The organism is Streptomyces sp. NPDC048417, assembly GCF_040651615.1.
Lineage (GTDB): Bacteria > Actinomycetota > Actinomycetes > Streptomycetales > Streptomycetaceae > Streptomyces.
Genome location: NZ_JBEZKI010000018.1, coordinates 63,062 through 87,296, shown reverse-complemented (window position 1 = coordinate 87,296; position 24,235 = coordinate 63,062). Strand labels below are relative to the sequence as shown.

The 24,235-nt window shown below is 68.1% G+C and carries 21 protein-coding genes and 2 pseudogenes; 10 read left to right on the top strand and 13 right to left on the bottom strand.

All coding sequences use genetic code 11. The features are described from left to right. Nucleotides 1-66: 66 nt before the first annotated feature. The 3 genes from AB0D59_RS27520 to allB form a co-directional block, all read right to left on the bottom strand. Nucleotides 67-876 (bottom strand): AIM24 family protein, encoded by an 810-nt coding sequence (locus AB0D59_RS27520; RefSeq protein ID WP_362570567.1) that lies wholly within the window; start codon nt 874-876, stop codon nt 67-69. A gap of 191 nt (nt 877-1,067) precedes the next feature. Next, nucleotides 1,068-2,180, bottom strand: a complete 1,113-nt coding sequence (gene alc, locus AB0D59_RS27515) for an allantoicase (RefSeq protein WP_362570564.1) — start codon at nt 2,178-2,180, stop codon at nt 1,068-1,070. Nucleotides 2,181-2,232: 52 nt separating this feature from the next. Continuing rightward, a complete protein-coding gene (gene allB / locus AB0D59_RS27510) occupies nt 2,233-3,573 on the bottom strand; it encodes an allantoinase AllB (RefSeq protein ID WP_362570562.1) in 1,341 nt (446 codons plus the stop codon). 285 nt (nt 3,574-3,858) lie between these two features. Between allB and AB0D59_RS27505 the strand changes: the two genes are divergently transcribed. Next, on the top strand, nt 3,859-4,650 hold the full coding sequence (locus AB0D59_RS27505; RefSeq protein ID WP_362570560.1) for an IclR family transcriptional regulator: 792 nt from the start codon (nt 3,859-3,861) through the stop codon (nt 4,648-4,650). 133 nt (nt 4,651-4,783) lie between these two features. On the opposite strand, the gene AB0D59_RS27500 is transcribed toward AB0D59_RS27505, so the two are convergent. Then, nucleotides 4,784-5,071: a DUF5955 family protein gene (locus AB0D59_RS27500; protein ID WP_362570558.1), complete on the bottom strand. Its 288-nt coding sequence runs from the start codon at nt 5,069-5,071 to the stop codon at nt 4,784-4,786. Nucleotides 5,072-5,253: 182 nt separating this feature from the next. Here AB0D59_RS27500 and AB0D59_RS27495 point away from each other — a divergent pair, with 182 nt between their 5' ends. Continuing rightward, on the top strand, nt 5,254-5,853 hold the full coding sequence (locus AB0D59_RS27495; protein ID WP_362570556.1) for a nucleotidyltransferase family protein: 600 nt from the start codon (nt 5,254-5,256) through the stop codon (nt 5,851-5,853). Between the two features lie 184 nt (nt 5,854-6,037). Next, nucleotides 6,038-7,660, top strand: a complete 1,623-nt coding sequence (gene aceB / locus AB0D59_RS27490) for a malate synthase A (protein ID WP_362570553.1) — start codon at nt 6,038-6,040, stop codon at nt 7,658-7,660. An 11-nt stretch (nt 7,661-7,671) separates the two neighbouring features. Here the strand turns inward: aceB and AB0D59_RS27485 are convergent, their stop codons facing one another. From AB0D59_RS27485 to AB0D59_RS27475, 3 genes are read right to left on the bottom strand one after another with little or no spacing between them, the layout of a single operon-like run. Then, on the bottom strand, nt 7,672-7,947 hold the full coding sequence (locus AB0D59_RS27485; RefSeq protein WP_351729818.1) for a SelT/SelW/SelH family protein: 276 nt from the start codon (nt 7,945-7,947) through the stop codon (nt 7,672-7,674). Continuing rightward, nucleotides 7,944-8,849: a HipA family kinase gene (locus AB0D59_RS27480; protein WP_362570550.1), complete on the bottom strand. Its 906-nt coding sequence runs from the start codon at nt 8,847-8,849 to the stop codon at nt 7,944-7,946. Before AB0D59_RS27480 ends, AB0D59_RS27485 begins: the two co-directional genes overlap by 4 nt. Beyond that, entirely contained in the window at nt 8,843-9,943 is a 1,101-nt protein-coding gene (locus AB0D59_RS27475) for a tyrosine-type recombinase/integrase (protein WP_362570547.1), read from the bottom strand. The genes AB0D59_RS27480 and AB0D59_RS27475 overlap by 7 nt, the downstream gene beginning before the upstream one ends. 24 nt (nt 9,944-9,967) lie before the next feature. Here AB0D59_RS27475 and AB0D59_RS27470 point away from each other — a divergent pair, with 24 nt between their 5' ends. Next, nucleotides 9,968-10,207, top strand: coding sequence for a hypothetical protein (locus tag AB0D59_RS27470; protein WP_362570944.1), 240 nt, complete (start codon nt 9,968-9,970; stop codon nt 10,205-10,207). A 64-nt stretch (nt 10,208-10,271) separates the two neighbouring features. Here the strand turns inward: AB0D59_RS27470 and AB0D59_RS27465 are convergent. Both AB0D59_RS27465 and AB0D59_RS27460 read right to left on the bottom strand, forming a co-directional pair. After that, a pseudogene (locus AB0D59_RS27465) lies at nt 10,272-10,710 on the bottom strand (ISAzo13 family transposase); the annotation flags it as partial. Nucleotides 10,711-10,832: 122 nt separating this feature from the next. Next, complete coding sequence (locus AB0D59_RS27460; RefSeq protein WP_362570544.1) at nt 10,833-11,600, bottom strand: transposase; 768 nt, start codon at nt 11,598-11,600, stop codon at nt 10,833-10,835. 77 nt (nt 11,601-11,677) lie between these two features. Between AB0D59_RS27460 and AB0D59_RS27455 the strand changes: the two genes are divergently transcribed. Both AB0D59_RS27455 and AB0D59_RS27450 read left to right on the top strand, forming a co-directional pair. After that, on the top strand, nt 11,678-12,535 hold the full coding sequence (locus AB0D59_RS27455; protein ID WP_362570541.1) for an inositol monophosphatase family protein: 858 nt from the start codon (nt 11,678-11,680) through the stop codon (nt 12,533-12,535). A gap of 107 nt (nt 12,536-12,642) precedes the next feature. Further along, nucleotides 12,643-14,271 (top strand): ISAzo13 family transposase, encoded by a 1,629-nt coding sequence (locus tag AB0D59_RS27450; RefSeq protein WP_362570538.1) that lies wholly within the window; start codon nt 12,643-12,645, stop codon nt 14,269-14,271. Nucleotides 14,272-15,068: 797 nt separating this feature from the next. Here the strand turns inward: AB0D59_RS27450 and AB0D59_RS27445 are convergent. The 4 genes from AB0D59_RS27445 to AB0D59_RS27430 all read right to left on the bottom strand — a co-directional run bounded on the left by AB0D59_RS27445 (nt 15,069) and on the right by AB0D59_RS27430 (nt 21,786). Beyond that, the gene (locus AB0D59_RS27445; RefSeq protein WP_362570535.1) at nt 15,069-18,545 is read right to left on the bottom strand and encodes an indolepyruvate ferredoxin oxidoreductase family protein; all 3,477 of its coding nucleotides are present in this window, start codon (nt 18,543-18,545) and stop codon (nt 15,069-15,071) included. 380 nt (nt 18,546-18,925) lie between these two features. Further along, the gene (locus AB0D59_RS27440) at nt 18,926-20,089 is read right to left on the bottom strand and encodes a CaiB/BaiF CoA-transferase family protein (RefSeq protein ID WP_362570532.1); all 1,164 of its coding nucleotides are present in this window, start codon (nt 20,087-20,089) and stop codon (nt 18,926-18,928) included. 10 nt (nt 20,090-20,099) lie between these two features. Further along, complete coding sequence (locus tag AB0D59_RS27435) at nt 20,100-20,618, bottom strand: MaoC family dehydratase (RefSeq protein ID WP_362570530.1); 519 nt, start codon at nt 20,616-20,618, stop codon at nt 20,100-20,102. Nucleotides 20,619-20,625: 7 nt separating this feature from the next. Beyond that, complete coding sequence (locus AB0D59_RS27430; RefSeq protein ID WP_362570527.1) at nt 20,626-21,786, bottom strand: acyl-CoA dehydrogenase family protein; 1,161 nt, start codon at nt 21,784-21,786, stop codon at nt 20,626-20,628. A 218-nt stretch (nt 21,787-22,004) separates the two neighbouring features. Between AB0D59_RS27430 and AB0D59_RS27425 the strand changes: the two genes are divergently transcribed. From AB0D59_RS27425 to AB0D59_RS27410, 4 genes and pseudogenes are all read left to right on the top strand, one after another. Then, on the top strand, nt 22,005-22,475 hold the full coding sequence (locus AB0D59_RS27425; RefSeq protein ID WP_362570524.1) for a MaoC family dehydratase: 471 nt from the start codon (nt 22,005-22,007) through the stop codon (nt 22,473-22,475). Next, on the top strand, nt 22,475-23,380 hold the full coding sequence (locus AB0D59_RS27420; RefSeq protein WP_362570521.1) for a CoA ester lyase: 906 nt from the start codon (nt 22,475-22,477) through the stop codon (nt 23,378-23,380). The genes AB0D59_RS27425 and AB0D59_RS27420 overlap by 1 nt, the downstream gene beginning before the upstream one ends. Nucleotides 23,381-23,746: 366 nt before the next feature. Further along, a pseudogene (locus AB0D59_RS27415) lies at nt 23,747-23,908 on the top strand (helix-turn-helix domain-containing protein); the annotation flags it as partial. 90 nt (nt 23,909-23,998) lie between these two features. Further along, nucleotides 23,999-24,226, top strand: coding sequence for a winged helix-turn-helix domain-containing protein (locus AB0D59_RS27410; protein ID WP_362570918.1), 228 nt, complete (start codon nt 23,999-24,001; stop codon nt 24,224-24,226). Nucleotides 24,227-24,235 lie beyond the last annotated feature (9 nt).

The window sequence follows — 24,235 nt, the reverse complement described above, 5'->3', positions numbered from 1 at the left end:
CGTTGTCGTCAGCTCAGACCCCGCGGGCGCCCGCGACTCATCGGTCGTGATCGTCCGTACGGCGCTTCACCCCGCGTGGGTCGAGAACAGTCCGCCGGTCGGGCCCTGCTTGTCGCCGCCCTGGGCCTTCTTCAGGGCGTTGGCGAGGCTCTCGATGGTGAGGGACTGCAGGATCACCCGGCCGTTGCCCTCCAGGGTGGCCAGGGAGAGGCCCTCGCCGCCGAAGACGGCGTTCATGAGGCCCTGGCGGTTGAGGCCGCCGACGCGCTGGACGCCGTACTGGATGCCCTCCTCGAAGGCGACGACGCAGCCCGTGTCGACCTCGATACGGCCGCCGAAGTCGGCGGGGTTGAGGTCGATGAAGTTGCCCGCACCGGCGATGATCACGGTGCCGTGGCCGGTGAACTTCTCCAGGATGAAGCCCTCGCCGCCGCTCATACCGGTGCGGCCGCCCTGGAAGGCGATGCCGAACTCGACGGTGGACTCGGCCGCGACGAAGGCGTCCTTCTCGGCGAACCACGCGCGCGTGCCGTTGAGTTCCAGGGCGCGCATCTCGCCGGGCAGCACGCCGGCGAAGCCGACGGTGCCTTCGCCGCCCTGTGCGCTGAAGTACTGGAACGCCAGCGACTCGCCGGCGAGCATGCGCTGGCCGACCTGCATGGCGGTGCCCATGGCCTGGCGCAGCATGCCGCCCATGCCGCCGCCACCGCCCTGCTGCTGGCCGCCGTTGTTCGGGCCACTGAGCCGGGTCTCCATGGTCACGTTCGTGGTCTTGAACAGGAACTTTCCGGCTTCGCAGTAGACGGTCTGGCCGGGGTGCAGGTTGACGACCGCCATCTGCATGGCGTTGCCGACGATTTCTTGCTGAAGGGTCACGGCAGAAGAACGTAGCCGACGGTCCGGCGGTTCCCTTCGCCCACCCACCCATCCAGCCACGGCGCACGGGGCGCGGGCCTCTCCGGTGTGAGCGCGCCCACGCGGCGGAGCCACATGTCGAGCTCATCCCCTGAGGAGGCGGGTCGGGTGGGCAGGCGGGAAAGGTCGGGTGGGCAGGCGGGAAAGGAGGGTCAGGACAGTTCGCGGTGCCTTGTGGTCAGGGACGCCGCTCCGGCTTCTGTCGGTGTTCCGAACAACCGCAGGCGGGAGATTCCGCCGTCCGGGAAGATGTCCACGCGCGCGTGCGTGCCCACGGCCGGGGAAGCCAGGACGAAGCGGTGGTTCGTGTCCGGCTGGAGGCGGGTGCGCGGGAGGATCTCTCGCCAGTCGCCGTCCTCGCCGTCCCGCACCGACACGGACGCCCAGCCCGCGCTGTTGCCCTTCAGATACGCCGTGTCGATCTCGATCGCCCGGATCTGGGACTGGGCCGCCAGCCGGTAGCGGATCCAGTCGTTGCCCTGGTCGCGGCGGCGGCGCGTCTCCCAGCCGTCGTCCATCTTGCGGGAGCGGCCCGGCTGGATGGTGTTGGTGGCCGGCGAGTAGAAGAGGTCGGAGGCGTCCTCGACCTGGCCGCCGTTCTCCAGGGCGAGCACGTCGAAGGTGCCCAGCGCCGACAGCCACTCGGGGTCCGGGGCGACCTCGCCGTACACGCGCAGGCGGGCGATGCCGCCGTCGGGGTGCTGGTTGACACGGAGGTGGGTGAAGCGCTGTTCGACGGAGACGGCGAAGCCGTTCGCCGCGTGGCCGCCCACCGGCGTGCGCGGGACGAGGGTGGTCCACTTCACGTCGTCGCCGAGGAGTTCGGCCGGGGACGGGGAGCCGGAGACCGACGTGCCCTCGACCGACACCGCCTGCGGGTAGTTGCCGCGGAAGTGGGCCGTGTCGACGACGATCCCGCGGACGACGCCGGGGGCGCCGAGACGGACCAGTGCCCAGTCGTGGTCCTCGGCCGTGGGCCAGGGGTGCCCGGCCGAGGCACCGCGGCGGCGGCGCGTCTCCCAGCCGTCCATGATCTTGCCCTTGTGCCCGAAGTGCTCGGGGTCGAACTCGGGCCGCCCCGGAACCAGCAGGTTCTCCCGCTGGGCGAAGAACTCGTCGTTGGCGGCGATGACCCCGGCGCCGAGCTGCCGGTCGGCGAGGTTGGCGTACTGGGTGAAGGGGAAGTCGGCGGTGCGGTAGTCGGCGTACGGGTCGCCGCCGGAGTAGGGGTTCGCGTCGCCGGTGAAGGTCGGGATCGCCGTCAAAGAAGTCTTCCTCTCGGGTGTCGGCCGCTGCGGGTGCGGAAGCGAGCGGTGGTCAGGGGGTGCGGGTCAGCAGGCGTCCCTTCGGGTCCGTGAACGCGCCGTCCGCGACGACGCGTTCGCCGTGCAGCCAGGTGGACCGCACGACGCCGTACAGGGTCTTGCCCGCGTACGCGGTGACCCGGTTGCGGTGCTGCAGGCCCGCCGGGTCCACGGTGAAGGTCTCGTCGGGCGCGAGCACGGCGAAGTCGGCGTCCCGGCCGGCCGCGATGGCGCCCTTGCGCTTGTCGAGGCCGACGAGCGCGGCCGTGCGGGCCGACATCCAGCGGACCACGTCCTCAAGACCGTGGCCGCGCTTACGCGCCTCCGTCCACACGGCGGGGAGGCTGAGCTGGAGGCCGGAGATGCCGCCCCACGCGGTCGCGAAGTCGGCGGTCTTCAGGTCGGCGGTCGAGGGCGAGTGGTCGGTGACCACGCAGTCGATGGTGCCGTCGGCCAGTGCCTGCCAGAGCAGGTCCTGGTTGGCCGACTCGCGGATCGGCGGGCAGCACTTGAACTCGCTGGCGCCGTCGGGGACTTCCTCGGCGGTGAGGGTGAGGTAGTGCGGGCAGGTCTCGACGGTGATCCTTACCCCGTCCCGCTTGGCCTCGGCGATCAACGGCAGCGCGTCCGACGAGGACAGGTGCAGGACGTGCACGCGCGCGTGGAGACGTTTCGCCTGCGTGATCAGCTGCGCGATCGCCGTGTCCTCCGCGTCGCGCGGACGCGAGGCCAGGAAGTCGGCGTACCTGGGGCCGCCGTGCTGCGGGGCGGCGGCCAGGTGGTGCGGGTCCTCGGCGTGCACGATCAGCAGGCCGTCGAAGGAGGTGATCTCCGCCAGGGACCGGGCGAGCTGCTCCTGGTCGAGATGCGGGAACTCGTCCACTCCGGACGGCGACAGGAACGCCTTGAAACCGAAGACCCCGGCGTCGTGCAGGGGGCGCAGATCCTTGACGTTGTCCGGCAGCGCGCCGCCCCAGAAGCCGACATCCATGTGCGCCTTGTCGACGGCGACCTCCTGCTTGACGCGGAGGTTGTCGACGGTCGTGGTCGGCGGGAGGGAGTTGAGCGGCATGTCGACGAGGGTGGTGATGCCGCCGGCCGCCGCCGCGCGCGTGGCGGTCCAGAAGCCCTCCCACTCGGTGCGGCCCGGGTCGTTCACATGCACATGGGTGTCGACCAGGCCGGGCAGCAGCGCGTCGTCGCCGAAGTCCTCCCGGCGGGCGCCCGCCGGGACGGGGGCGTCGTACGGCAGTACGGCCGTGATCGTCCCGGCGGACACGGCGACCGAGGCGGCCCGTGTCCCCTCCGGGGTGATGACGCGCGTCGAGCGCAGCACCAGTTCAGCGTCGGACACCCGGACCCCTCTCTCTGCCGCCGTTTTACTTCCGGGAAACGGGATTTACACCCATGTAACGGAATTCAACGTTCTGTTGAAGGAGTCTTCACCCCCACCCCCGCGCCGTCAAGGGCACACTGACCCCCAGGGCCGCACAGGCGCACACTCTGGACGTTTCCACAAAGTGGAATTACAATTCCGGCAGGCAGAACGTAGCTACGCACAAGCAGGGCGTCAACCGGCTGCCGGGTAGGCTTCTGCTCTTCTGCCCGGCCCGAAAGGCAGCCCCGAAAGGAACGCGCCGTGCCGACGTCCAGCGCCAGCACCACCGACTCCGCCAAGTCCAACGGCGGCGGGGTCCAGTCCCTCGAGCGCGCCTTCGATCTGCTGGAGCGGATGGCGGACGCGGGCGGCGAGGTCGGCCTCAGCGAGCTGTCCGCGAGCAGCGGACTGCCGTTGCCGACGATCCACCGGCTGATGCGCACGCTGGTCGCCTGCGGCTATGTACGCCAGCAGCCCAACCGGCGCTACGCGCTCGGCCCCCGGCTGATCCGGCTCGGAGAGTCGGCGTCCCGGCTGCTGGGCACCTGGGCACGGCCGTACCTCGCGCGGCTGGTCGACGAGACCGGCGAGACGGCGAACATGGCGCTGCTCGACGGGGACGAGATCGTGTACGTGGCGCAGGTGCCGTCGAAGCACTCGATGCGGATGTTCACCGAGGTGGGCCGGCGGGTGCTGCCGCACTCCACGGGGGTGGGCAAGGCGCTGCTGGCGGGCGTGCCGGACGCCGAGGTGCGGGCGCTGCTGGCGCGGACCGGGATGCCGGCGGCCACGGAGAAGACGATCACCACCCCGGAGGGGTTCCTGACCGCCCTGGCGGAGGTACGGCAGCTGGGGTACGCCGTGGACGACAACGAGCAGGAGGTCGGGGTGCGGTGCCTGGCGGTGTCCGTGCCGGATTCCCCCACGGCGGCCGCGATTTCGATCTCCGGTCCTGCGGGGCGGGTCACCGAGGCGGCGACGGAGAAGATCGTGCCGGTGCTGCAGCAGGTGGCTGTCGAGTTGTCTCAGGCGTTGGCGAGTTCAGGAGCCTAGACGGGAGCCTGGGCAAAGGGGCCGGCACCACTGTTGGCGGGTGCGGGTGCGCGGGGGCCTGGCACGCCCACGCGGCGGTAGCGGCACATCGGCGCAGCCCCGCGCCCCCGGGCAGGCGACCCCGGCGGCACTTTCAAGCCCTCGGCGTCTCCCCGAACAGGTCCACCGCCTGGCGTACGTCCGACAGGCCCCGGGACAGTGCGCTCACCGAACCGATGGCGCCCGCGATCAGTAACAGGGAGCGGCGCAGGCGCGGAATCTCCGGCATGCCGCCCGTCGCCATCGCCGCCAGGGCCGCCAGCTCGTCCTCGGCTATCGCGCGGTCGGTGAACTCGGCCGGATGCGCGGCCAGTTCGCGGCGCAGTCGGGAGACCGCCGTCCGTAGTTCCGTAACCCTCGGATCCTCGTCACTGCCGGTCACTGGTCTCTGTCCCAAGCTCCGCAACACAGCTCTCCCCCCTCGCCCGCCGCCCCTTGACGGTGGTCGGGCGCCTGGCGACGCGGGTCAGTAAACGCCCTCCCGTGCGCGACGCGCTACAGCGCGGACCGAAATTCAGCCCTGCGGAACCGGCCGCCCGCGTCGGCGTCGGGTATGCAGGACGCATGACGGACACGCATGACCAGATCGCCGGGCTGCTGCTCGCCGCCGGCGGTGGCAGACGGCTCGGCGGGCGGCCCAAGGCGCTCCTCACGCATCGCGGGCGGCCCCTGGTGGAGTACGCGGTCGGGGTGTTGCGCGCGGGCGGCTGCGGGCCGGTGCACGTGGTCCTGGGCGCCCGTGCGGACGATGTGCGGGGCCAGGCCGAGCTGGGCGGCTGCGTGGTCGTGGAGAACCCGGACTGGGCCGAGGGCATGGGGTCCTCGTTGCGGGTGGGGCTGGCGTCGCTCGCCGGGACGGGGGTGCGGGCCGCGCTGGTGTCGCTGGTGGATCAGCCGGGGATCGGGGGTGAGGCGGTGGCCCGGGTACTCGGCGGATATCGGGACGAGGACTCGCTGGTGGCGGCCGCATACGACGGAGCGCGTGGGCATCCCGTGCTGTTCGGCGCCCGGCACTGGCCGGGGATCGCCGCGAGCGCGACCGGGGACCGGGGTGCCCGCGCCTATCTCAAGGCCCACGAGGCGGCCATCGCGCTGGTCGAGTGCGGGGATGTGGCCGAGCCGTTCGACATCGACACCGAAGCGGATCTGAGCCACCTTGAGTGAACGGGGTGGCACTGAGCGCCACCTTGGCTCGACCCGGAGAATCTCGATATCAACAAACCATTGAACTTCCACAATGAGGAAACTAGTATCCACTGTTCAGAAGCGCCCGGCCCCTGATCGGGTGCGCTTCGCTCTACCCGGAACGACTGGCACCCGGTGCCACCGCTGAAGGAAGTGACAGCTCATGTCCGCACCAGCGCCGTCTCCGCTGGCCATCGTCGACGCCGAGCCCCTGCCGCGGCAGGAGGAGGTCCTCACCGACGCGGCACTCGCCTTCGTCGCCGAGCTGCACCGGCGGTTCTCGCCGCGCCGTGCCGAACTCCTCGCCCGCCGGGCCGAGCGCCGCGCCGAGATCGCCCGCACCTCCACGCTCCACTTCCTCCCGGAGACCGCCGCGATCCGCGCGGACGACTCCTGGCGGGTGGCCCCCTCCCCCGAGGCGCTCAACGACCGGCGCGTCGAGATCACCGGCCCCACCGACCGCAAGATGACCATCAACGCTCTCAACTCGGGCGCCCGGGTCTGGCTCGCGGACTTCGAGGACGCCTCCGCGCCGACCTGGGAGAACGTCGTCCTGGGCCAGCTGAACCTGATCGACGCCTACACGCGGAACATCGACTTCACGGACTCCGGCTCGGGGAAGTCGTACGCCCTGCGCCCGAACGAGGAGCTGGCGACGGTCGTGATGCGGCCGCGCGGCTGGCATCTGAACGAGCGGCACATCGAGGTCGACGGCGAGCAGGTGCCGGGCGCCTTCGTCGACTTCGGGCTCTACTTCTTCCACAACGCGCAGCGGCTGCTCGACCTCGGCAAGGGGCCCTACTTCTACCTGCCGAAGACCGAGTCGCACCTCGAAGCCCGGCTCTGGAACGACGTGTTCGTCTTCGCCCAGGACTACGTCGCCATCCCGCAGGGCACCATCCGCGCCACCGTGCTGATCGAGACCATCACGGCCGCGTACGAGATGGAGGAGATCCTCTACGAACTCCGCGACCACGCGTCCGGGTTGAACGCCGGCCGCTGGGACTACCTGTTCTCCATCGTCAAGAACTTCCGTGACGGCGGGCCCAGGTTCGTCCTGCCGGACCGCAACGCCGTGACGATGACCGCCCCGTTCATGCGGGCGTACACCGAACTCCTCGTCCGCACCTGCCACAAGCGCGGCGCGCACGCCATCGGCGGCATGGCGGCCTTCATCCCGTCCCGCCGGGACCCCGAGGTCAACAAGGTCGCCTTCGAGAAGGTCCGCGCCGACAAGGACCGTGAGGCGAACGACGGTTTCGACGGCTCCTGGGTCGCCCACCCCGACCTGGTCCCGATCGCCATGGAGTCCTTCGACCGGGTCCTCGGCGACAAGCCGAACCAGAAGGACCGGCTGCGCGAGGACGTCCATGTCGAGGCCGCCGACCTCATCGCGGTCGACTCGCTGGACGCCAGGCCGACCTACGCCGGTCTGGTCAACGCCGTCCAGGTCGGCATCCGTTACATCGAGGCCTGGCTGCGCGGTCTCGGCGCGGTGGCCATCTTCAACCTCATGGAGGACGCGGCCACCGCGGAGATCTCCCGCTCCCAGATCTGGCAGTGGATCAACGCGGGCGTCGAGTTCGAGAACGGCGAGAAGGCCACGCCGGAGCTGGCCCGCAAGATCGCCGCCGAGGAACTCGACACCATCCGCAAGGAGACCGGCGAGCAGGCCTTCGCGGCCGGCCACTGGCAGCAGGCCCACGACCTGCTGCTCACCGTCGCCCTCGACGACAACTACGCGGACTTCCTGACGCTCCCCGCGTACCAGCAGCTGCGCGGCTGATCTTCAGAAGCTCACTTGTCCGAGTGGCCCAGGGACTTCCCCGGGGCCACTCGGTCGCGTACGGCCTGCTTCACGGCCGTGGGCTCGGGAAAGCCCTGTTCCCTGCGGTCCCAGACCACTTCGCCGTTCACCCGGACGACGAAGATCCCGCCCTTGCCGGGCTTCAGGGCCAGTTCGGTCAGCTCGGCCTCGAAGGTGGTCAGCAGCTCCTGCGCCAGCCAGGCCGCGCGGGGCAACCAGCGGCACTGGGTGCAGTATTCGATCTCGACGCGCTGACTGTCACTCATCCGAGGTGCACCGACCAATCCTGTTGAGCCGCGGGCTTGCCGTGCAGGTCGGGAACCTGCTTCAGCCAGGCCGGGCGTCCTTGCTGTGCCCTGGCCGCGCGGGCGGCCTCCTCGGCCGCGAGCTGGTCGCGGCCCGGGAAATCGGTGGGGAGCCACTGCGCGGAGGCCCGGACCCGGGCCAGCAGATAGCCGACGTAGGCCGCACGCATCTCGTCGGGCGTGCCGAAGTCGGTGAGCCAGGCGTCCGGGACCTCGGCGAGGGTGTCCCGGAGCAGCTCCTCGGTCACCCGCGGCGCGAGTTCGGCGTCGGCGGCCCGGGTGTCGGGGCCGTACCGGCCGAGGGCGTGGTGGCGGAAGTCGTAGGCCTTCTCGGGCGCCGAGCTGTCCCAGCGGTGGTGGAAGACGAGGGCGGCGCCGTGGTCGATGAGCCACAGGTGCGCGGGTGCGGTGCCGAACGTCGGCCAGACCATGAGGTTGGAGCTGTGGACCGTACGGTCGACGTTGACGGTGAGCGCGTCCAGCCAGATGATCCGGCCGGCCTCCAGCGGGTCCACCGGGAAGACCTCGGCGATCTCCGGGGTGAAGTCCTTCGCGCCGGGCAGGAAGTCCATCCCGAGGTTCACCCCGGCGCTGGCCGTGTGCAGCTCGCGTACCTCCTGGTGCGGCTCGCCCTCGGCGATCGCCGGGTCGAAGTGCACCAGGACCAGCTCGGGGAACCGCAGTCCCAGCGCCCGCGCCAGCTCCCCCACGATCACCTCGGCGACCAGCGCCTTACGGCCCTGCGCGGAGCCGGTGAACTTGACGACGTAGGTACCGAGGTCGTCGGCCTCGACGATACCGGGAACCGAGCCGCCGGAGTGGAGGGGCTCGATATAGCGCGTTGCGGTGACCTCTCTCAGCATCTTCCAAGGCCCCACAACTCATGTGCCTTACATTCCACGGTCAGTTCCAACGCGGTGCCACCCGGGAAATCTCCCCAATCAGCCCTGGGGAGAATCTGGGGAGTTTCCACTGGCATCCTCGTCTCTCTCTCCAGCAGTCCGTCGATGGCGGTGCGACCCTTACTCCCGGCCTCCGGCATGAAGTGAGCATAGTAACCAAGCGTGACTGCTGGAGACGAGTGCCCGAGCCATCGCGCCAGCGTCACCACGGACTCTCCCGCCTCCAGCATGATCGAGGCATAGGTGTGCCGCAGCACGTGGAAGCCGTCCTTCGGCGCCGCCTCCCACTGCCAGTCCTTTGCGCCCTTCGCGCGCGGCGGAATGACGCCGGCCTTGGCCAGGGCCGGTTTCCAGGTGTAGGTGTTCCACGTATTCACCGCCACGGCGTTGCCGAATCGCGTGGTGAGCAGAAGGGAGAACGTCCTCCGCTGCTTGTCCGCCTCCGGCTTCCCCCACGGCAGCTCCACCTCCACCGGCGGAAACTCTTCCACGTGACGCTTCAGCGACGCAGCCACCGAGGAGGGCATGTCGACGCTGCGCGTCTTCGTCCCCTTCGGCAGAGCGAAGTACAACCTCCCTTTGATGGCCTGAACTTGGCGACGAACATGAAGGACACCTCGGGCGTAGTCGATATCCTCCGGGCTCAGTCCGAAGACTTCACCCTGCCGAACCCCGCACCCGAGTCCGAGCACGACGGAGATCCGATGCCGAGGGCTGACCACATCCCGGACTCGGAGTGCCCGTTCCCATGACCACGCTTCGCGTCGCTCCTTCGGCGCCTTCGGCCACCGTACCGATTTCGCATGCATGGGGCTCCTGGGGAGCCGCCTGTCGTCGACGGCCGCCTCCAGGATGCTGGACAGCTCGGACAGGATGCCGCGCCGGTAGTCGACCGAGGAGACGGCCTCCTCCAACATGGAGATGTACGCGCGGAGTTCCGCCGCCGTGATGTTCCTGAGCGGGAGCTCGCCCAGATGCGGAACGATGTGAAGGCGCGCTCGCCGCTCCTGGTTGTCCTGGGTCTTCGGAACACCCCCTCTCCTCGGCTTCGGCACGGGCAGCTGAGGGGGGAGCACGCGATGCGCAGGGCGATCCTCTTCCCGAAGGTGGTCGAGGCTCGGCGCATGCGCGTCTACGAGACGTTCACGGTGCAGTTCGAGCAGGCTGCCAAGGAGGTAGCTCGGCTGGACGGTGACCCCACTCTCGCCTCCGTGTACGTCTCCCGGTCCACCTGGGACCGGTGGATGGTCGGGGACATCAAGGGGCTGCCGCGCCGCCCAACATGCCGGGTCTTGGCACCTTCTCGACGAGACGGCTGAGCGGCTGTTCGGGCCGGCCGAGCCGGACGCCCATCAGCGGGCCGACACCGGGGCAGCGGCAACCGACTTTGTGCCCGGCCCGGGTCAGCTCTTGAGCGAGGGCACGGGTGGACTTCACCGTCCACCGCAGCGGCGACATCGGATCACCTCGCACATCCGGTTCGACCAGTGCCAACAGCGCAGGCCGCAGCCCGGGGTCGAGATCTGCGATCCGTTTGCGGCCTCCGCCCGGACGCCGCACCCAACCCAACGGGTCCTGTGCGGCCTCCGCCCGGACGCCGCACCCGACCCAACGGGTCCTCGCCCGCCTCCAGTTCGAACACGACCTTGCGGACCGTCGTCTCACTCACCGCGGCCGCCCGCGCGACGGCCCGGACCCCTCCATGCCCCAGCAGCCGGGCCTCTGCGGCCATCAACAACCGCCGCTGCCGCTCGTCCAGGTGCGGGAACAACACCGTGAACCTCACGGCGAGTTGGGAACGAATCTCGTCGGGGATGCGCATACCACAGCAACGAGACGCAGAACGGGAAGCAACACGTTGAATCCCGGCAAGCCCTAAGGCTCGTCCCGTAACTGATCTTCGAGTCGACGGAGCCAAGACTGCCCGGCCGGTGGCCGCCGCGCCTATGCGGCGAGGTTGAGGTTGTGCAGCCGGGCGATGCCGAGCATGGCGTGGTGGACGCCGTCACCCTTGAGCCGGCAGTCGCGGAGGATCTTCCAGGTCTTCGTACGGGCGAAGGTGTGCTCGGCGCGGGCGCGGACTTGCTTGTGTGAGCGATTGTGCTCCTGTTTCCAGTCGGGGAGTTCTTCGCCGGCCCGGCGGCGGTGCGGCATCACCAGTCCGGTGCCGGGGTAGCCGCCGTCGGCGATCGTCATCGCCTTGCCGACGGCGGCTTTGGCCCCGGATTCCGCCCATGCCCTGCAGTCGTTCCGGTTGCCCGGAAGTGGCTGGCCGACCACGACGACCCGGCGGGTGTCGGCGTCGATGACAACCTGGTGGTTGGTGGAATAGCGATAGTTCTTGGACTGCTCGGCGATCGTGTGGTCACGGGTGGGCACCAGGGTGCCGTCCACGATGAGCACCGTGCCCTTCGTGAAGCGTTGCCGGGGCTTCAACGCGAGGAGTGGGCCGATCTGGTTGATGATCCGGTCGGTTGCGGACTTGGAGATGCCAAACAGCAGGGCGAGCTGGCGCATCGTCAAGTTCGTGCGCCAGTAGGCCGCGACGATCAGCACCCGGTCCTCCAGCGAAAGGCCCCAGGGCCGGCCGCGCCGGACAAGTTCGGCCCCCTCGCGCCGGAGCGCGGTCACTGTCTTGTGGAACTGGCGCGGATTCACGCCGGTGAACGGGGTTATCCAGGACGGCTCGGACGCCGTGATCACACCAGCCATGCGCTGATCGTCTCACCGAGCCCGTGCGCCTGGACCGGGACTTGATCACGGGGGTATCGGCGAGAAGAGTGGGCGGTATGACGGACTCAGCAGACCTGACGCTGGCGTACCAACTGGCTGATCAGGCGGACGAGATCGCCCGGCGCTACTTCCGCGCACCCGACCTGGGTGCCGAGGACAAGGGCGACGGAAGTCCGGTCACCAACGCGGACCGCGAGATCGAATGCGTCCTGCGCGCGTCGATCCGTACGGAACATCCCGGCGACGCGTTCGTGGGCGAAGAGTTCGGCGCCCATGGGCGCAGCAGCCGCCGATGGATCATCGACGCCATTGACGGCACGGCGAGCTTCATTGCGGGCGATCCGGAATGGAGCACTCTCATCGCCCGGGAAGAACACGGCACCGTGACCATGGGCATGGTCTCCGCGCCCGCGCTCGGGCGCCGCTGGTGGGCAACGCCAGGCACCGGCGCCTGGGTGGGCCCCTGCCCCTCCGATCCGTCAGCACCGCCGCATCGGCTGACGCTCACGACAGGAGGAAACGCCAAGGATGCCGCCATCGGAATCTGGCCTCCACCACCGCGGCTAAGCAAAGCCGAACGCGCCGCCGCGGCCCGGCTGGCAGCAGGAACCGCAACCGTGCTCCCCGCACTCAACTGGGCATCTGCGGACCCCACCACGCCGCCACCCAGCAAGCCATCCACCGGGTCCGGCACCTGCCATGGAGCCCTCCTGGTCGCGACAGGAAAACTCGACGCCTTCCTGCTGCTGGGCGTCGGCCCCTGGGACATTGCCGCAGTGATCCCCATCGTCGAGGAGGCCGGCGGCACCTTCAGCGACCTCTCCGGCCAGCGACGAACCGACACAGGCGCAGCTCTGTTCGCCCGACCCGGCCTCCACCAGCAGCTCCTGGGCCTGGCCAACCCCCCCGACTGACCCACAAACCAGGACCGTTTCACCCCGCCTCATGGGTTACGGGACGAGCCTTAGGGCTTGCCGGGATTCAACGTGTTGCTTCCCGTTCTGCGTCTCGTTGCTGTGGTATGCGCATCCCCGACGAGATTCGTTCCCAACTCGCCGTGAGGTTCACGGTGTTGTTCCCGCACCTGGACGAGCGGCAGCGGCGGTTGTTGATGGCCGCAGAGGCCCGGCTGCTGGGGCATGGAGGGGTCCGGGCCGTCGCGCGGGCGGCCGCGGTGAGTGAGACGACGGTCCGCAAGGGCGTGTTCGAACTGGAGGCGGGCGAGGACCCGTTGGGTCGGGTGCGGCGTCCGGGCGGAGGCCGCAAACGGATCGCAGATCTCGACCCCGGGCTGCGGCCTGCGCTGTTGGCACTGGTCGAACCGGATGTGCGAGGTGATCCGATGTCGCCGCTGCGGTGGACGGTGAAGTCCACCCGTGCCCTCGCTCAAGAGCTGACCCGGGCCGGGCACAAAGTCGGCGTCGACACCGTCGCCGTCCTGCTGCGGGAGGAAGGCTTCAGCCTGCAGGCCAATGCCAAGACGATCGAGGGCAGCCAGCACGTGGACCGCGATGCCCAGTTCCGGTATCTCAACGAGCAGGCCCGAGAGCACCGGGACGCCGGCCAGCCGGTGATCAGTGTGGACACCAAGAAGAAGGAACTTGTCGGCGACTTCAAGAACCATGGCCGTCAGTGGCGGCCGGCAGGCGACCCGGTGCCGGTGCGCGTCCACGACTTCGCCGATCCGCAGCTGGGCAAGGCCATCCCGTACGGGATCTACGACCTCCGGGCGAACACCGGCTGGGTCAACGTCGGGACCGACCACGACACCGCCGCGTTCGCCGTGCAATCGATCCGCCGATGGTGGCACGGCCAGGGCCAGGACGCATATCCCCAGGCGACACGACTGCTCATCACCGCCGACGCGGGCGGCTCCAACGGCTACCGCACCCGGGCCTGGAAACTCCAACTCGCTCAACTTGCCGCTGAGACGGGACTGCTGATCACCGTCTGTCACCTGCCGCCGGGCACATCGAAGTGGAACAAGATCGAGCATCGGCTCTTCTCCCACATCACCATGAACTGGCGCGGCCGTCCGCTGACCAGCCACGAGGTCATCGTGCAGTCCATCGCCGCGACCACCACCCACACCGGACTGAGCGTCCATGCCGAACTGGACACCAATACCTACCCGACCGGAGTCCAAATCGGCGACGCGGAGATGGCCGCACTGCCGCTGACCCGGCACACCTTTCACGGCGACTGGAACTATGCCCTGCACCCCCAGCGATGCCCCACGATCCCAGCCGCTCGGACCCCCCAGACAGCGGAACCGGATTGGTCCCAGGCCCTGCTTTCCGACCCCGCACTGACCGGGATGTCCCACCAGCAACTCAACGACCTCACCGGGATTCTGGCCCCCGATGGTGACACTCAACGCGGCCGCCCACCCCGCCTGGCCTTCCCCGAACAAGTCTTGGCCACCGTGCTCCACCTGCGGGTCGCCCTGGCCGCGGAACCTCTCGCCGTGCTGTTCGGCAGCAGCCGGACCGCGATGCACCGCACCCTTCTGAAGAACAGGAAACTGCTCGAGGCACACGGCATTGTCATCCAGCCCGCGACGACGCCACCCGTCGCCCTCTTGGCCCTCCAGGCTCGAGTCCTCGCCCAAACCGGCGAGCCCCACAGCAAGATCAAGACGACGTGTTAATGATCTGCGAGTCCTTAGCTCAAACAACGGCATTGGCCGGGCACTTCGAAATGGAACAAGATCGAGGTGCGCCACGAGGCGCTCCTGTTACCGGGCAGGGGTGAAAGACCCCTGCCGCCGGATTGTCGCAGCAGTCCGGTGAAGCTGAGGGCAGCCGATCCGTGGAGACGCACGGGGCGGTAGGAGCAGCCCTGACAACGACGGGACGCGTCGGTACTTCCAGACGGCGAGGGTCCGGCAAGCAAGACGAGACGCCGTACGAGAGGAACCAGTGCCTGACGTCCCCAAAGTGTTCCACCGGCTCCAATCTGGAGGATCTGGGCCGGGTGCAGCGCACGCCGCCTGTCGGGCGGCGACTTCGAAGTTTGTCTTTCGATGCTGGTGAGGAGGCCACGGTGAATGCCTGCGGCGTAGGTGTGGCGATGCTGTCGGGGTAGAGCTGGGCGGCTCGCTCGTCGACCGGAAAGCGGTGAACGTGGGAAGCGTGCTGGTGCCGCCCTTCCCGGCTGGCATCCAGTCAGCCGGTGGGCAGGCCCGTCGTCGGCTGACGGCTCCAGTACGTGGCGGAGGCCCCGTAGTAGTCCGAGCGTACGAGAGGTGCGTACATGGCGAAGGGGGCCAGTAAGTCAGTGGCCGAAGTACTGGAATACCAGGAGGTTCTCGCCAGTGAATACCGACGAACTTGAGGCTGTCACCTATGTGGCGGAGCGACGGGTACTGGAGATCCAGGCCAAGCTGCACCGTTGGGCCCGTGATGATCCTCATCGCAGGTTCGATGACCTGTTCGACTCAGTGAGTTACCGGCGAAGTTCGGTGAGACGGCGGCGGTACCGGGAGACATTGTCCATTTTGATTTGCTCATAGCCGCGGATCTCATCGGGCAAGGACGCAATGTCTACTGCAAGCGCATGATTTCCGGGGTTGAGGGTGTCGAGTAGGCTGGCGACGACCTCGCGGTATTCGGAGATGAGTTCACGCTCTAGCCGCCGTACCTTGGCGTAGCCAAATGGGTCGAGCCGGGTGCCGCGAAGGTGGCGCATCCGGGCGAGGACCGCGAAGGCGGGGACAAACCAGCAGCCGAGGGAAACCTTCGAGTGCATGCCGAGTGCGCGCAATATCGGTGGGTGTAGCTGGTACGAAACCCGTGCATGCTCACCGAATTCGGTGCGGATGTCGGCGCGCAGCGAGGGCTCCAGCGCGAGGCGAGCCACCTCGTACTCGTCCTTGTAGGCCATCAGCTTGTACAGGTACCGGGCCACGGCTTCGGCGAGCTGGGTGGACCCGGGTACGCGGTCGTCCTCGACGTCGCGCACCCGCTCGACCACCTGGGCGTAGGCACGGGCATATGCCTTATTTTGATATGAGATCAGGTCGGGGACGCGGATCTCGATCAACCGGGCCAGCTCAGAGCCTTGCGGGGCCCGCACGATAGCGGTCAATTCGTCCGTTCCAGTTGGCTTTGGGCGTTCTGCCGCCTTTCCGTCGGGCAGCCCCTGGATCGCCTTGGCGAGGCCCGCCGGGTCGGCGACCGCCTGCCGCCCACGGCGGAATGCCTGGAGGTTCGCCTCTACCCGCGCGCTGTTCAGCCGGATGGCATCCTCGATGAACTCGGCTGGAATGGGCAGTTTCCCAGCCTGATAGGCCGCCCCGGCGAGGAGAATGTTCGTGACCTGGTCGTCGCCGAAGAGGTCGACGGCGAGCCTGCGCGCATCGAGGAACACGTTGTCGGTAGCGGCGGTGGTCTCGTTGATCCGGCCTACCAGATCTGTACTGTCCGGGAAGGGCACTCGCGGGTCGGTGACCATGGCTCCGGTGGGGACTTCACTGGTGGACACGACCGCGACGGTGCGGCGCGGGTCGGCGGTCACGAGGTAGCGCGGGTCGGCCGCGACGAGCAGGTCGCAGCCGAGGTAGAGATCCGCCTCGCTCTCGGCCGCCTTGCCAGCCTGCTCGATCGGCCCGGCCGTGACCTTGATGTCGGAGACCACCGAGCCTCCTTTCTGCGCCAGACCGGTCTGGTCGAGTGTCCGCACGTGCCGACCGGCCAGCGAGGCAGCGGTGCTGAGCACCTGTGCCAGGGTGACCACCCCGGTGCCGCCGACACCGGCGATGCGCGTCGTGTGCTGGGCCACATCGAGGATCTGGGGTTTGGGGAGCGCGTCGTTCTCGAGCGATGGGATGTGGGGACGCCGTGCCTTCGCATCCCCGGGAACCACGGTCAGGAACGCCGGACAGTCGCCCTGCAGGCAGGAGTAGTCCTTGTTGCACGAAGACTGATCAATGCGGGTCTTGCGTCCGAACTCGGTTGTTGTCGGGTGCACCGACAGGCAGTTCGATTTTCGACCGCAGTCGCCGCAACCCTCGCACAGCCGCTCGTTGATGACGACCCGCTTGACGGGGTCGGGGGCAAGGCCCCGCTTACGTTTGCGGCGGAGTTCGGCGGCGCACTCCTGGTCGTGGAGCAGGACTGTGACCCCGTCGACCTTCGCAAGCGTTTCCTGCGCTTCGAGTACGCGGTGGCGCGGCCATACCTCGACGGTGCGGGGCAGCTTCACCTTGCGGTAGGCGCGAGGGTTCTCGGTGGTGATGATGATGCGCTTTACACCTTCGGCGGACAGCGCCGTGACTATCTGAGGCACGCTCAACGCGCCCGCAGGTTGCTGTCCGCCGGTCATCGCGACGGCTGAGTTGTACAGGAGCTTGTATGTGATGTTCACGCCTGCCGCAACGGCGCCGCGGATGGCGAGGCTTCCGGAATGGTGATAGGTCCCGTCACCGAGGTTCTGCAGCAGATGGTTGCGGCCGAGGAACGGGGCCATGCCGATCCACTGGGCGCCTTCGCCGCCCATCTGGGTCAGCCCGGCGACTTCGCCGACCTGCCGCGGGGCCATCGTCAGCACCATGCCGTGGCAGCCGATGCCGCCGCCGACCAGGGAGCCTTCGGGCACCTTCGTGGAGCTGTTGTGCGGGCACCCGGAACAGAAGTACGGCGTGCGCGTCACCACTGGCAATTCGATCCGGCGTGGCTGCCGTTCCTGGCGCCACGTCTCGACCGTGGGGAAGTGCCCGGCCTGAGAGAACCGGGTGGCGAGGGCTGTGGCGATGAGGCTGGGGTCAAGTTCTCCCTCGGAGGGCAGGAGCGCGGTGCCATCCAGCGTGTGCTTTCCGCTGATGACTGGCGCGCTCGGCCGGCCGTAGAGGCACGCCTTGACCGCGGTCTCCAGGAACGGGCGCTTGTCCTCGACGACGATGATCTCGTCGAGCCCGGCCGCGAACTTCCACACGATCTCCGGTTCCAGGGGATGGATCACGCCCAGCCGCAGCAGGCGCACGCCCCGCCGCGCGAGTTCGTCGTCGTCGAGTCCCACGATGCGCAACGCCTGCCGCACGTCGAGGAAGGTCTTGCCGGCCGCGATGATCCCGATCCGGTCGCCGGCTCCCATCCGGACGATCTTGTTCAGCTCGTTCGAGCGGGCGTAGGCGAGAGCGATGTCGAGCCGAATTCCTTCCCGGCTTCGCTCTAGTTCGCCCAGGATTGGTTGGAGCACCTTCGCCGTCACCTCGTGCCGGTATGGTTTCCCTGCCATCTCCAGCCGCGGCACGATGGGTATGACGCGCTCGGGGTGTACCTCCACAGTGCCGGACCCGTCAGCGATGTTCGTGCCGATCTTGAGTGCCGACCAAAGTCCGCAGGCCCGGGACATAGCGACCGCATGGATGCCGAGGTCGAGGACGTCCTGGGAGTCGGCCGGATACAGCGTGGGCAAGCCGAGGTCGGCCAGCAGGCCCTCGGAGGAACCTGGCACCGTTGACGATTTCGCCGCCGGGTCGTCGCCGACCAGCGCTACCGCACCACCGAGTGGGTGGGTGCCCATCAGATTCCCGTGGCGGATCGCGTCGGCGGCGCGGTCCAGTCCGGGCGACTTGCCGTACCAGTACCCCGTTACCCCGGCGAAGCGCGCATCGTTCGCCGCCGTTGCCAGTTGGGTGCCTTGGACAGCGGTGGCGGCCAACTCCTCGTTCACGGCAGGCCGGAACACGATGTCGTGCTCATCGAGCAAGGCGAGGTTCCGGGCGAGTTCCATGTCGTAGCCGGCGAGCGGGGAACCCTCGTATCCGGCAATGAACGCGGCGGTGTTCAGACCTGCACGCCGGTCGGTCCGCCGTACGTCGAGCGGCAGGCGCGCCAGCGCCTGGATCCCGGTCAGCGGGAACTGTCCGGACTCGGCGAGGTAGCGGTCATCGAGGGGGCCTCGGTGGGAGTGTTCGGGCACGGACTGTCCTTCCGGAAGCGTGGTTGTCGTGCTTGTCACTGCACTGGCGTGATCCGCTTTGGCTGACTGGCGCAAGCACTTCTCCAGCAATTCGGGCGCTACGGCTGTGCGCACCCAGCACCGGGAGGCTGGAAGGCCTATGCCACAGCTATCGCTGCGAATTGCTCGTACGGCTTCAGCAGGAGCCGAACTCCGTCCCGTACACCACAATGCCGACCGTAGCGGGTGGGTCTTCACCGATACCGGTGCGCGTTGCTGGCCCGCCGCGGAAGACCGCACAGTCGCCCCGGCGGCGGGCCGGTAACACGAGGGGCACAACCAGTGCCAGCCATCAATTCGCCGAACAACACGAGTTCGGCGTTGCCGTCTCACCCTGGAGGCTATCCGATGGCGCGAGAAGTCCGCAGCGCCTGCTGCCCGCCATGGTCGTATCCCAGTTCGGTGAGGATCTGGTCGGTGTGTTCGCCGAGGAGCGGCGGCCCCAGCTTGTTCACGGAATCCAGCCCCGATATCTGAGGGGCGAAGTCGAAGACCTTGACCGGGCCCACCGCGCTGTCGACTTCACGTACCAGCTCTCGATGGATCATGCGCGGGTGCTCCATCGCCGTGGCGAAGTCGTTCATCGCCCCCGAGGGGATCCCTGCTTCGAGGAAGCGTTCCAGCCAGAATTCCAGGGGCATGGCCTTGATCGCCTTGCGGACGATCGGGTCGAGCTGCTCGCGGTTCTGCATGCGCAACCCGTTGGTGGCGTAGGCCGGGTCGTCCACCAGTTCGACGTGCTGCAGGGCGGTACAGAACTTCAGCCACTGCTCCCGGTTGCCGGCTCCTGCCGCCACTATGACACTCCGCCCGTCGGCGCATTCGTAGGCGCCGTAAGGGAACATCGTGTGATGGTTGAGTCCGACCCGCTCGGGGTTCTCGTGGCGGTACCACCACACGAACGGGAAGTAGCCCGTCCAGGACATCACGGCGTCGAACAGCGCCAGATCGATGAGTTGCCCGTCGCCTGTGCGCTCGCGGTGGTAGAGAGACTCCAAAATGGCAACCAGCGCATACATGGCGCCGGAGATGTCGCCGAGCGAGACGGAAATCTTTGCCGGTTCTTCCGGTGTCCCGTTGGTGCTGATCAGCCCCGTCTCGCCCTGAATGATCAGGTCGAGGGCCGGCCTGTCACGATACGGCCCGTCCTGTCCGAATCCGGAGATTCTGCAGATGACCAGCTTCGGGTTCGCCTCCCGCAGGGCATCGAAGTCGAGCCCGAAGCTTTCCATGGTCCCCGGGACGAAGTTCTCGATGAATACATCCGCCCCCTCCAGCAGCCTTCCCAGGACTTCCATGCCCTCCGGCTTTTTGAGGTCGAGCGTCATGCTCCGCTTGCCGGGGTTGACCCAGGCGTGCCCGGAACACATGCCGTTGACGATGTCGTCCCACTGCCGGACGGGGTCACCGGAGCCCGGCCGCTCGACCTTGATCACATCCGCGCCCATCTGGGCGAGCAGTCTGGTGCAGAGCGGTCCCGCGACCCCTTGGGTCACGTCGACCACGCGAATACCCTCAAGAGCTGCTGGCATCGGATCCCCCTTCGAGGTTGCCGTCGGCCTTGGCCCAGAAGGCCCGGCGTTTGAGCAGGACCGTACGCAGGCCGGTGCACACCTCGGTTCCGTCTGCTTTCCGGCCGGTGAATCGGTAGGTCATCAGGCCGCTGTCCTGCGACCCCGATTCGCGGAGCTCGACGACCTCGCTCGTGGCGTACAGCGTTTCTTCTCGGTAGACCGGGTTCGGCATGCGGATGCTGGTCAATCCGACGTCGGCGATGGCGTTCTCGCTCATGTCCTCAGATGTCAGGCCGATGACCAGCGAAAGGGTGACCCCGCCCATGACGAGCCGCTCGTGGAACATGCCGTCAAGCACACTGCGCATGTAGTCGAGGTTGAAGTGGCCCTGGGCGGTGTTCAGGGTGAGGTGGGTGATGGCGAGGTTGTCCTCGTTGGAGACCGTCCGTCCGCGCACGTGCTCGTAGTGCGTCCCGACGGTGAAATCTTCCCAGTAGCTGTCCGGGCTGGTGTAGGACATTGTTCCGTCAGTTCCTCTCAGTGATACGGCGGGCGATGATCTCCCGCTGAATGTCGCTGGTCCCCTCACCGATGGGCAGTCCGCCCGAGTCCCGCCAATACCTGTTGACCGGGGAGTCGATGGCGTAGCCGTTGCCGCCATGAATGTAGAGGGCGTCCCAGCAGACCTTCCGGGCCATCTCGGCGGCGAACAGTTTGGCCATGCCGGCCTCCAGATCGGCACGCCCACCGGCGTCCAGCTTGGCCGCCGCCAGGTATCCCAGTGCGCGGGCTGCTTCGATCTGAGTGCGCATGTCGGCGAGCTTGAACCGCACGGCCTGGAATTCCTGGATCGGCCGGCCGAACTGAACGCGATCACGGCTGTAGGCGAGCGCCGCCTCGTAGGCGGCGCGGGCCAGCCCGATGCAGCGGAACGCGAAGCCGGTCCTCGCGATTTCGTAGCCGCCCATCAACTGCTGGAAGGCCTTGCCTTCCACGCCGCCGACCAGGTTCGCGGCCGGGACCTCAAGTTCGTCGAAGTACAGCTGGTAGGACCACATTCCGCGGTACCCGCACGTGGCCAGATGCGTGCCGGTCAGTTTCGGCGGCAGGAACTCGCCCTTCGGCTTGTCCACGGTGAGCAGACTGACGCCACCGTGCTTTGACTCGTTACTGGTCCGCACATAGGTGAACAGGACCTCGGCCACGTCGGCATTGGTGCACCATTGTTTCGTGCCGGTCAGCAGGTAGGACTCACCGCGGCGCTCGGCCCTGGTGGAGATGTTGGCCGCGTCGGACCCGGCGTCCGGCTCGGTGCCCGCGGAGGCTGCCTGGATCTGACCGGTGACCAGCCGCTCCACGTACCGCTGTATCTGCTCGTCCGTCCCGTGCCGGACGAGCAGATCGGCGCACACGACATTGCGCTGGATCAGGCTTCCGACCGACATGCTTGCCCGACACAGTTCCTCGGTCACCACGCACAATGCCGTGGCATCCATGCCCAGGCCGCCGTACTCGGCCGGCGCACAGATCCCGAAGTAGCCGATCCTGGCCATCTTCTCGTAGAGCTCGTCAGGAATCCGCGAGTCCTCCAGGTCAAGGCGGCCCGCGATCGGCTCCACCTCCTTGGTGGCGAACTCTCTCGCCGCCTCCTGCAGCTCACGATGTTCCGGGCTTAGGACTGTGCTCATGAAGACCCCTTCCTGGCATCAGGGCGATGCCGACCCAAAACCTCTGAGGTTTGCACCGTAGGGTCCGCCGATGCGGAAGGCAAGGGCTTGACCCCGAAACCTCAGAGGTTTAGCGTGCCGGTCACGAAGCCCCACTGAGGGGCGGAGCCGGGCAGTCACCGGGCGGCGGCCACTGGCAGCCGGCCGGACGTTGTCAATCGCCGGGAGGGTGGAACACGATGCAAAAAGTCGTACGCCAGCGTGGTTTGCATTTCGAGGACTTCACGACGGGACGGGAGTTCGAGCATCACTGGGGCCGAACCCTGCTGCTGGCGGAGAGCATCGCCTACAGCACCCGCATGATGCACTTCAACCCCCTCTACTTCGACGTCACCTATGCGCGCCGCCTCGGGCACCCGGCGATTCCGATCAACCCGATGCTTGTCTACACGACCGTCGGCGGCCTTTCCGTCGAAGATCTTTCCGAAGCCGGAGGCCCCTTCCTCGCCGTGGAGGACCTGACCTTCCACCGGAACATGTACGACGGCGACACGGTCCGTGCCTCCTCCGTGGTCCTCGGCTCCAGGGCCTCGCAGTCGCGTCCCGGCTGGGGAGTGGTCGAGTGGCTCACCACGGGCCGCGACACCTCCGGCGAGGTGATCCTGAGCTACCGGCGCTCGAATCTGTCGCAGATGCGGGGGGAGTCGTGATGCCCAGACTGCGGCGCAGCGAACTGGTCACCCCGGCCACCAGCGAGAAGATGCTCAAGAAGGCGGCGCAGAGTCCGGCCGACATTGTCATCATCGACCTGGAGGACGCCGTCACCCCCGACCGCAAGGCCGAGGCCCGCCAGGGTGCGATCGCGGCACTCACCGGGCTCGAGTGGGCAGGACCGGCGCGCGCGGTGCGGATCAATGCCCCGGGTCAAGGGCAGTCTCTGGCCGATCTCGCGGCCCTCGTCCAGGCCGCCGGGAGCCACCTCGACCTGGTGGTGATTCCCAAGGTGACAAGCCCGCGCCAGGTCTGGTGGGTCGCCACTACGCTGGCGGAGCTGGAACACCAGGCCGGCCTGAGCCGCCCGATCGGCATCGAGGTGGTGATCGAGGACGTCGCCTCGATGGCGGAGCTGCCCGCGATCGCTCGGTGCAGCCGGCGGATCGAGGCCCTGTCCTTCGGGCCCGGCGATTTCTCCGCCTCCCAAGGCGTGGACTTGCGCGCGGCGGGAAACGAGCGCCGTGACCTTTATCCGGGAGATGTCTGGCATTACGTGCGCAGCGCGATGGTGATCGCCGCGCGCTCGGCGGGCATCGCGGCAGTCGATGGCGCCTACGCCGGCCTGGCCGACCCAGACGGCTACCGGCGTGAGTGCATCATGTCGCGGACCCTCGGCTTCGACGGGAAAGTGGCCGTACATCCCTCGCAGGCCGACATCGCCAATGAGGAATATGCGCCGGACCCGAACCAGGTGGCCGAGGCCAGGAACATGATCGCGGCGCACGAGGAAGCCGCGCGTTCCGGGGCAGGAGCCGCCGCCCACGACGGCAAGCTCATCGACGCCGCCACCCTGCGGAGCGCACAGCGCATCGCCGAACAAGCCGAACGATCCGCCCCATGAGTGTGCTGCATAGCAGCAGACGGCTCCCAATTCGCCACCCGGCGATGGCCACACGGATCCGGGGTCATCCTGTCATGGCTCGATCTGCCTGGCTCCGATCGTGCTGCCCTCGTCACCCCAGCACCGATGCCGCGATCTCCCCCGGGGAGGCCGACTGCCTGCACGGCCTGTCCCTCGACGATCCGGATCCGCTGCCCGAGGCGATCCGCACCGGTCAGCCGCAGCGCATCGGCAACCAGTTACTGAGGTTGAACTCGTGGTGTCGTAGGGGCTGACGGTTCGTCGCCCGTGCGATATCACCGATGCATGCGGTATCCACAAGGGGGCGGGCTGACTGCCGAACGGCAGTAGTTCCGCGAGGAGTTACGGCTCCAGGCTGCCGAGCGGTTCGCCCGGGGCGAGGCGAGCTCGGTGATTGCCAAGGACCTGCGGGTCAGTGTCCGCTCGGTGCAGCGGTGGCGGCAGATGTGGGACGCGGGCGGTCCGCGGGCGCTGCGGTCGCAGGGGCCGGCGTCACTGCCGAGGCTGAGCGAGAAGCAGTTCGCCCAGCTGGAGGCGGAGCTGGCAAAGGGGCCGGCCGCGCACGGCTGGGAAGACCAGCGCTGGACCCTGAGCCGTGTGAAGAGGGTGATCGGTCGGCGCTTCCACCTGCCCTACACGATCCAGGGTGTGCGCAAGCTCCTGGTGCGCAATGGGTGGTCCTGTCAGGTCCCTGCCCGACGTGCGATGGAGTGGGAGGACGAGACGGTGGCCGGGTGGGTCAAGGAGGTGTGGCCCTGCGCGGAAGACTCGCGGCAGCACGTGGAGCCTGGCTCGTCTCCGAGGACGAAGCCGGCTTCTCCATGACGCCGCCGC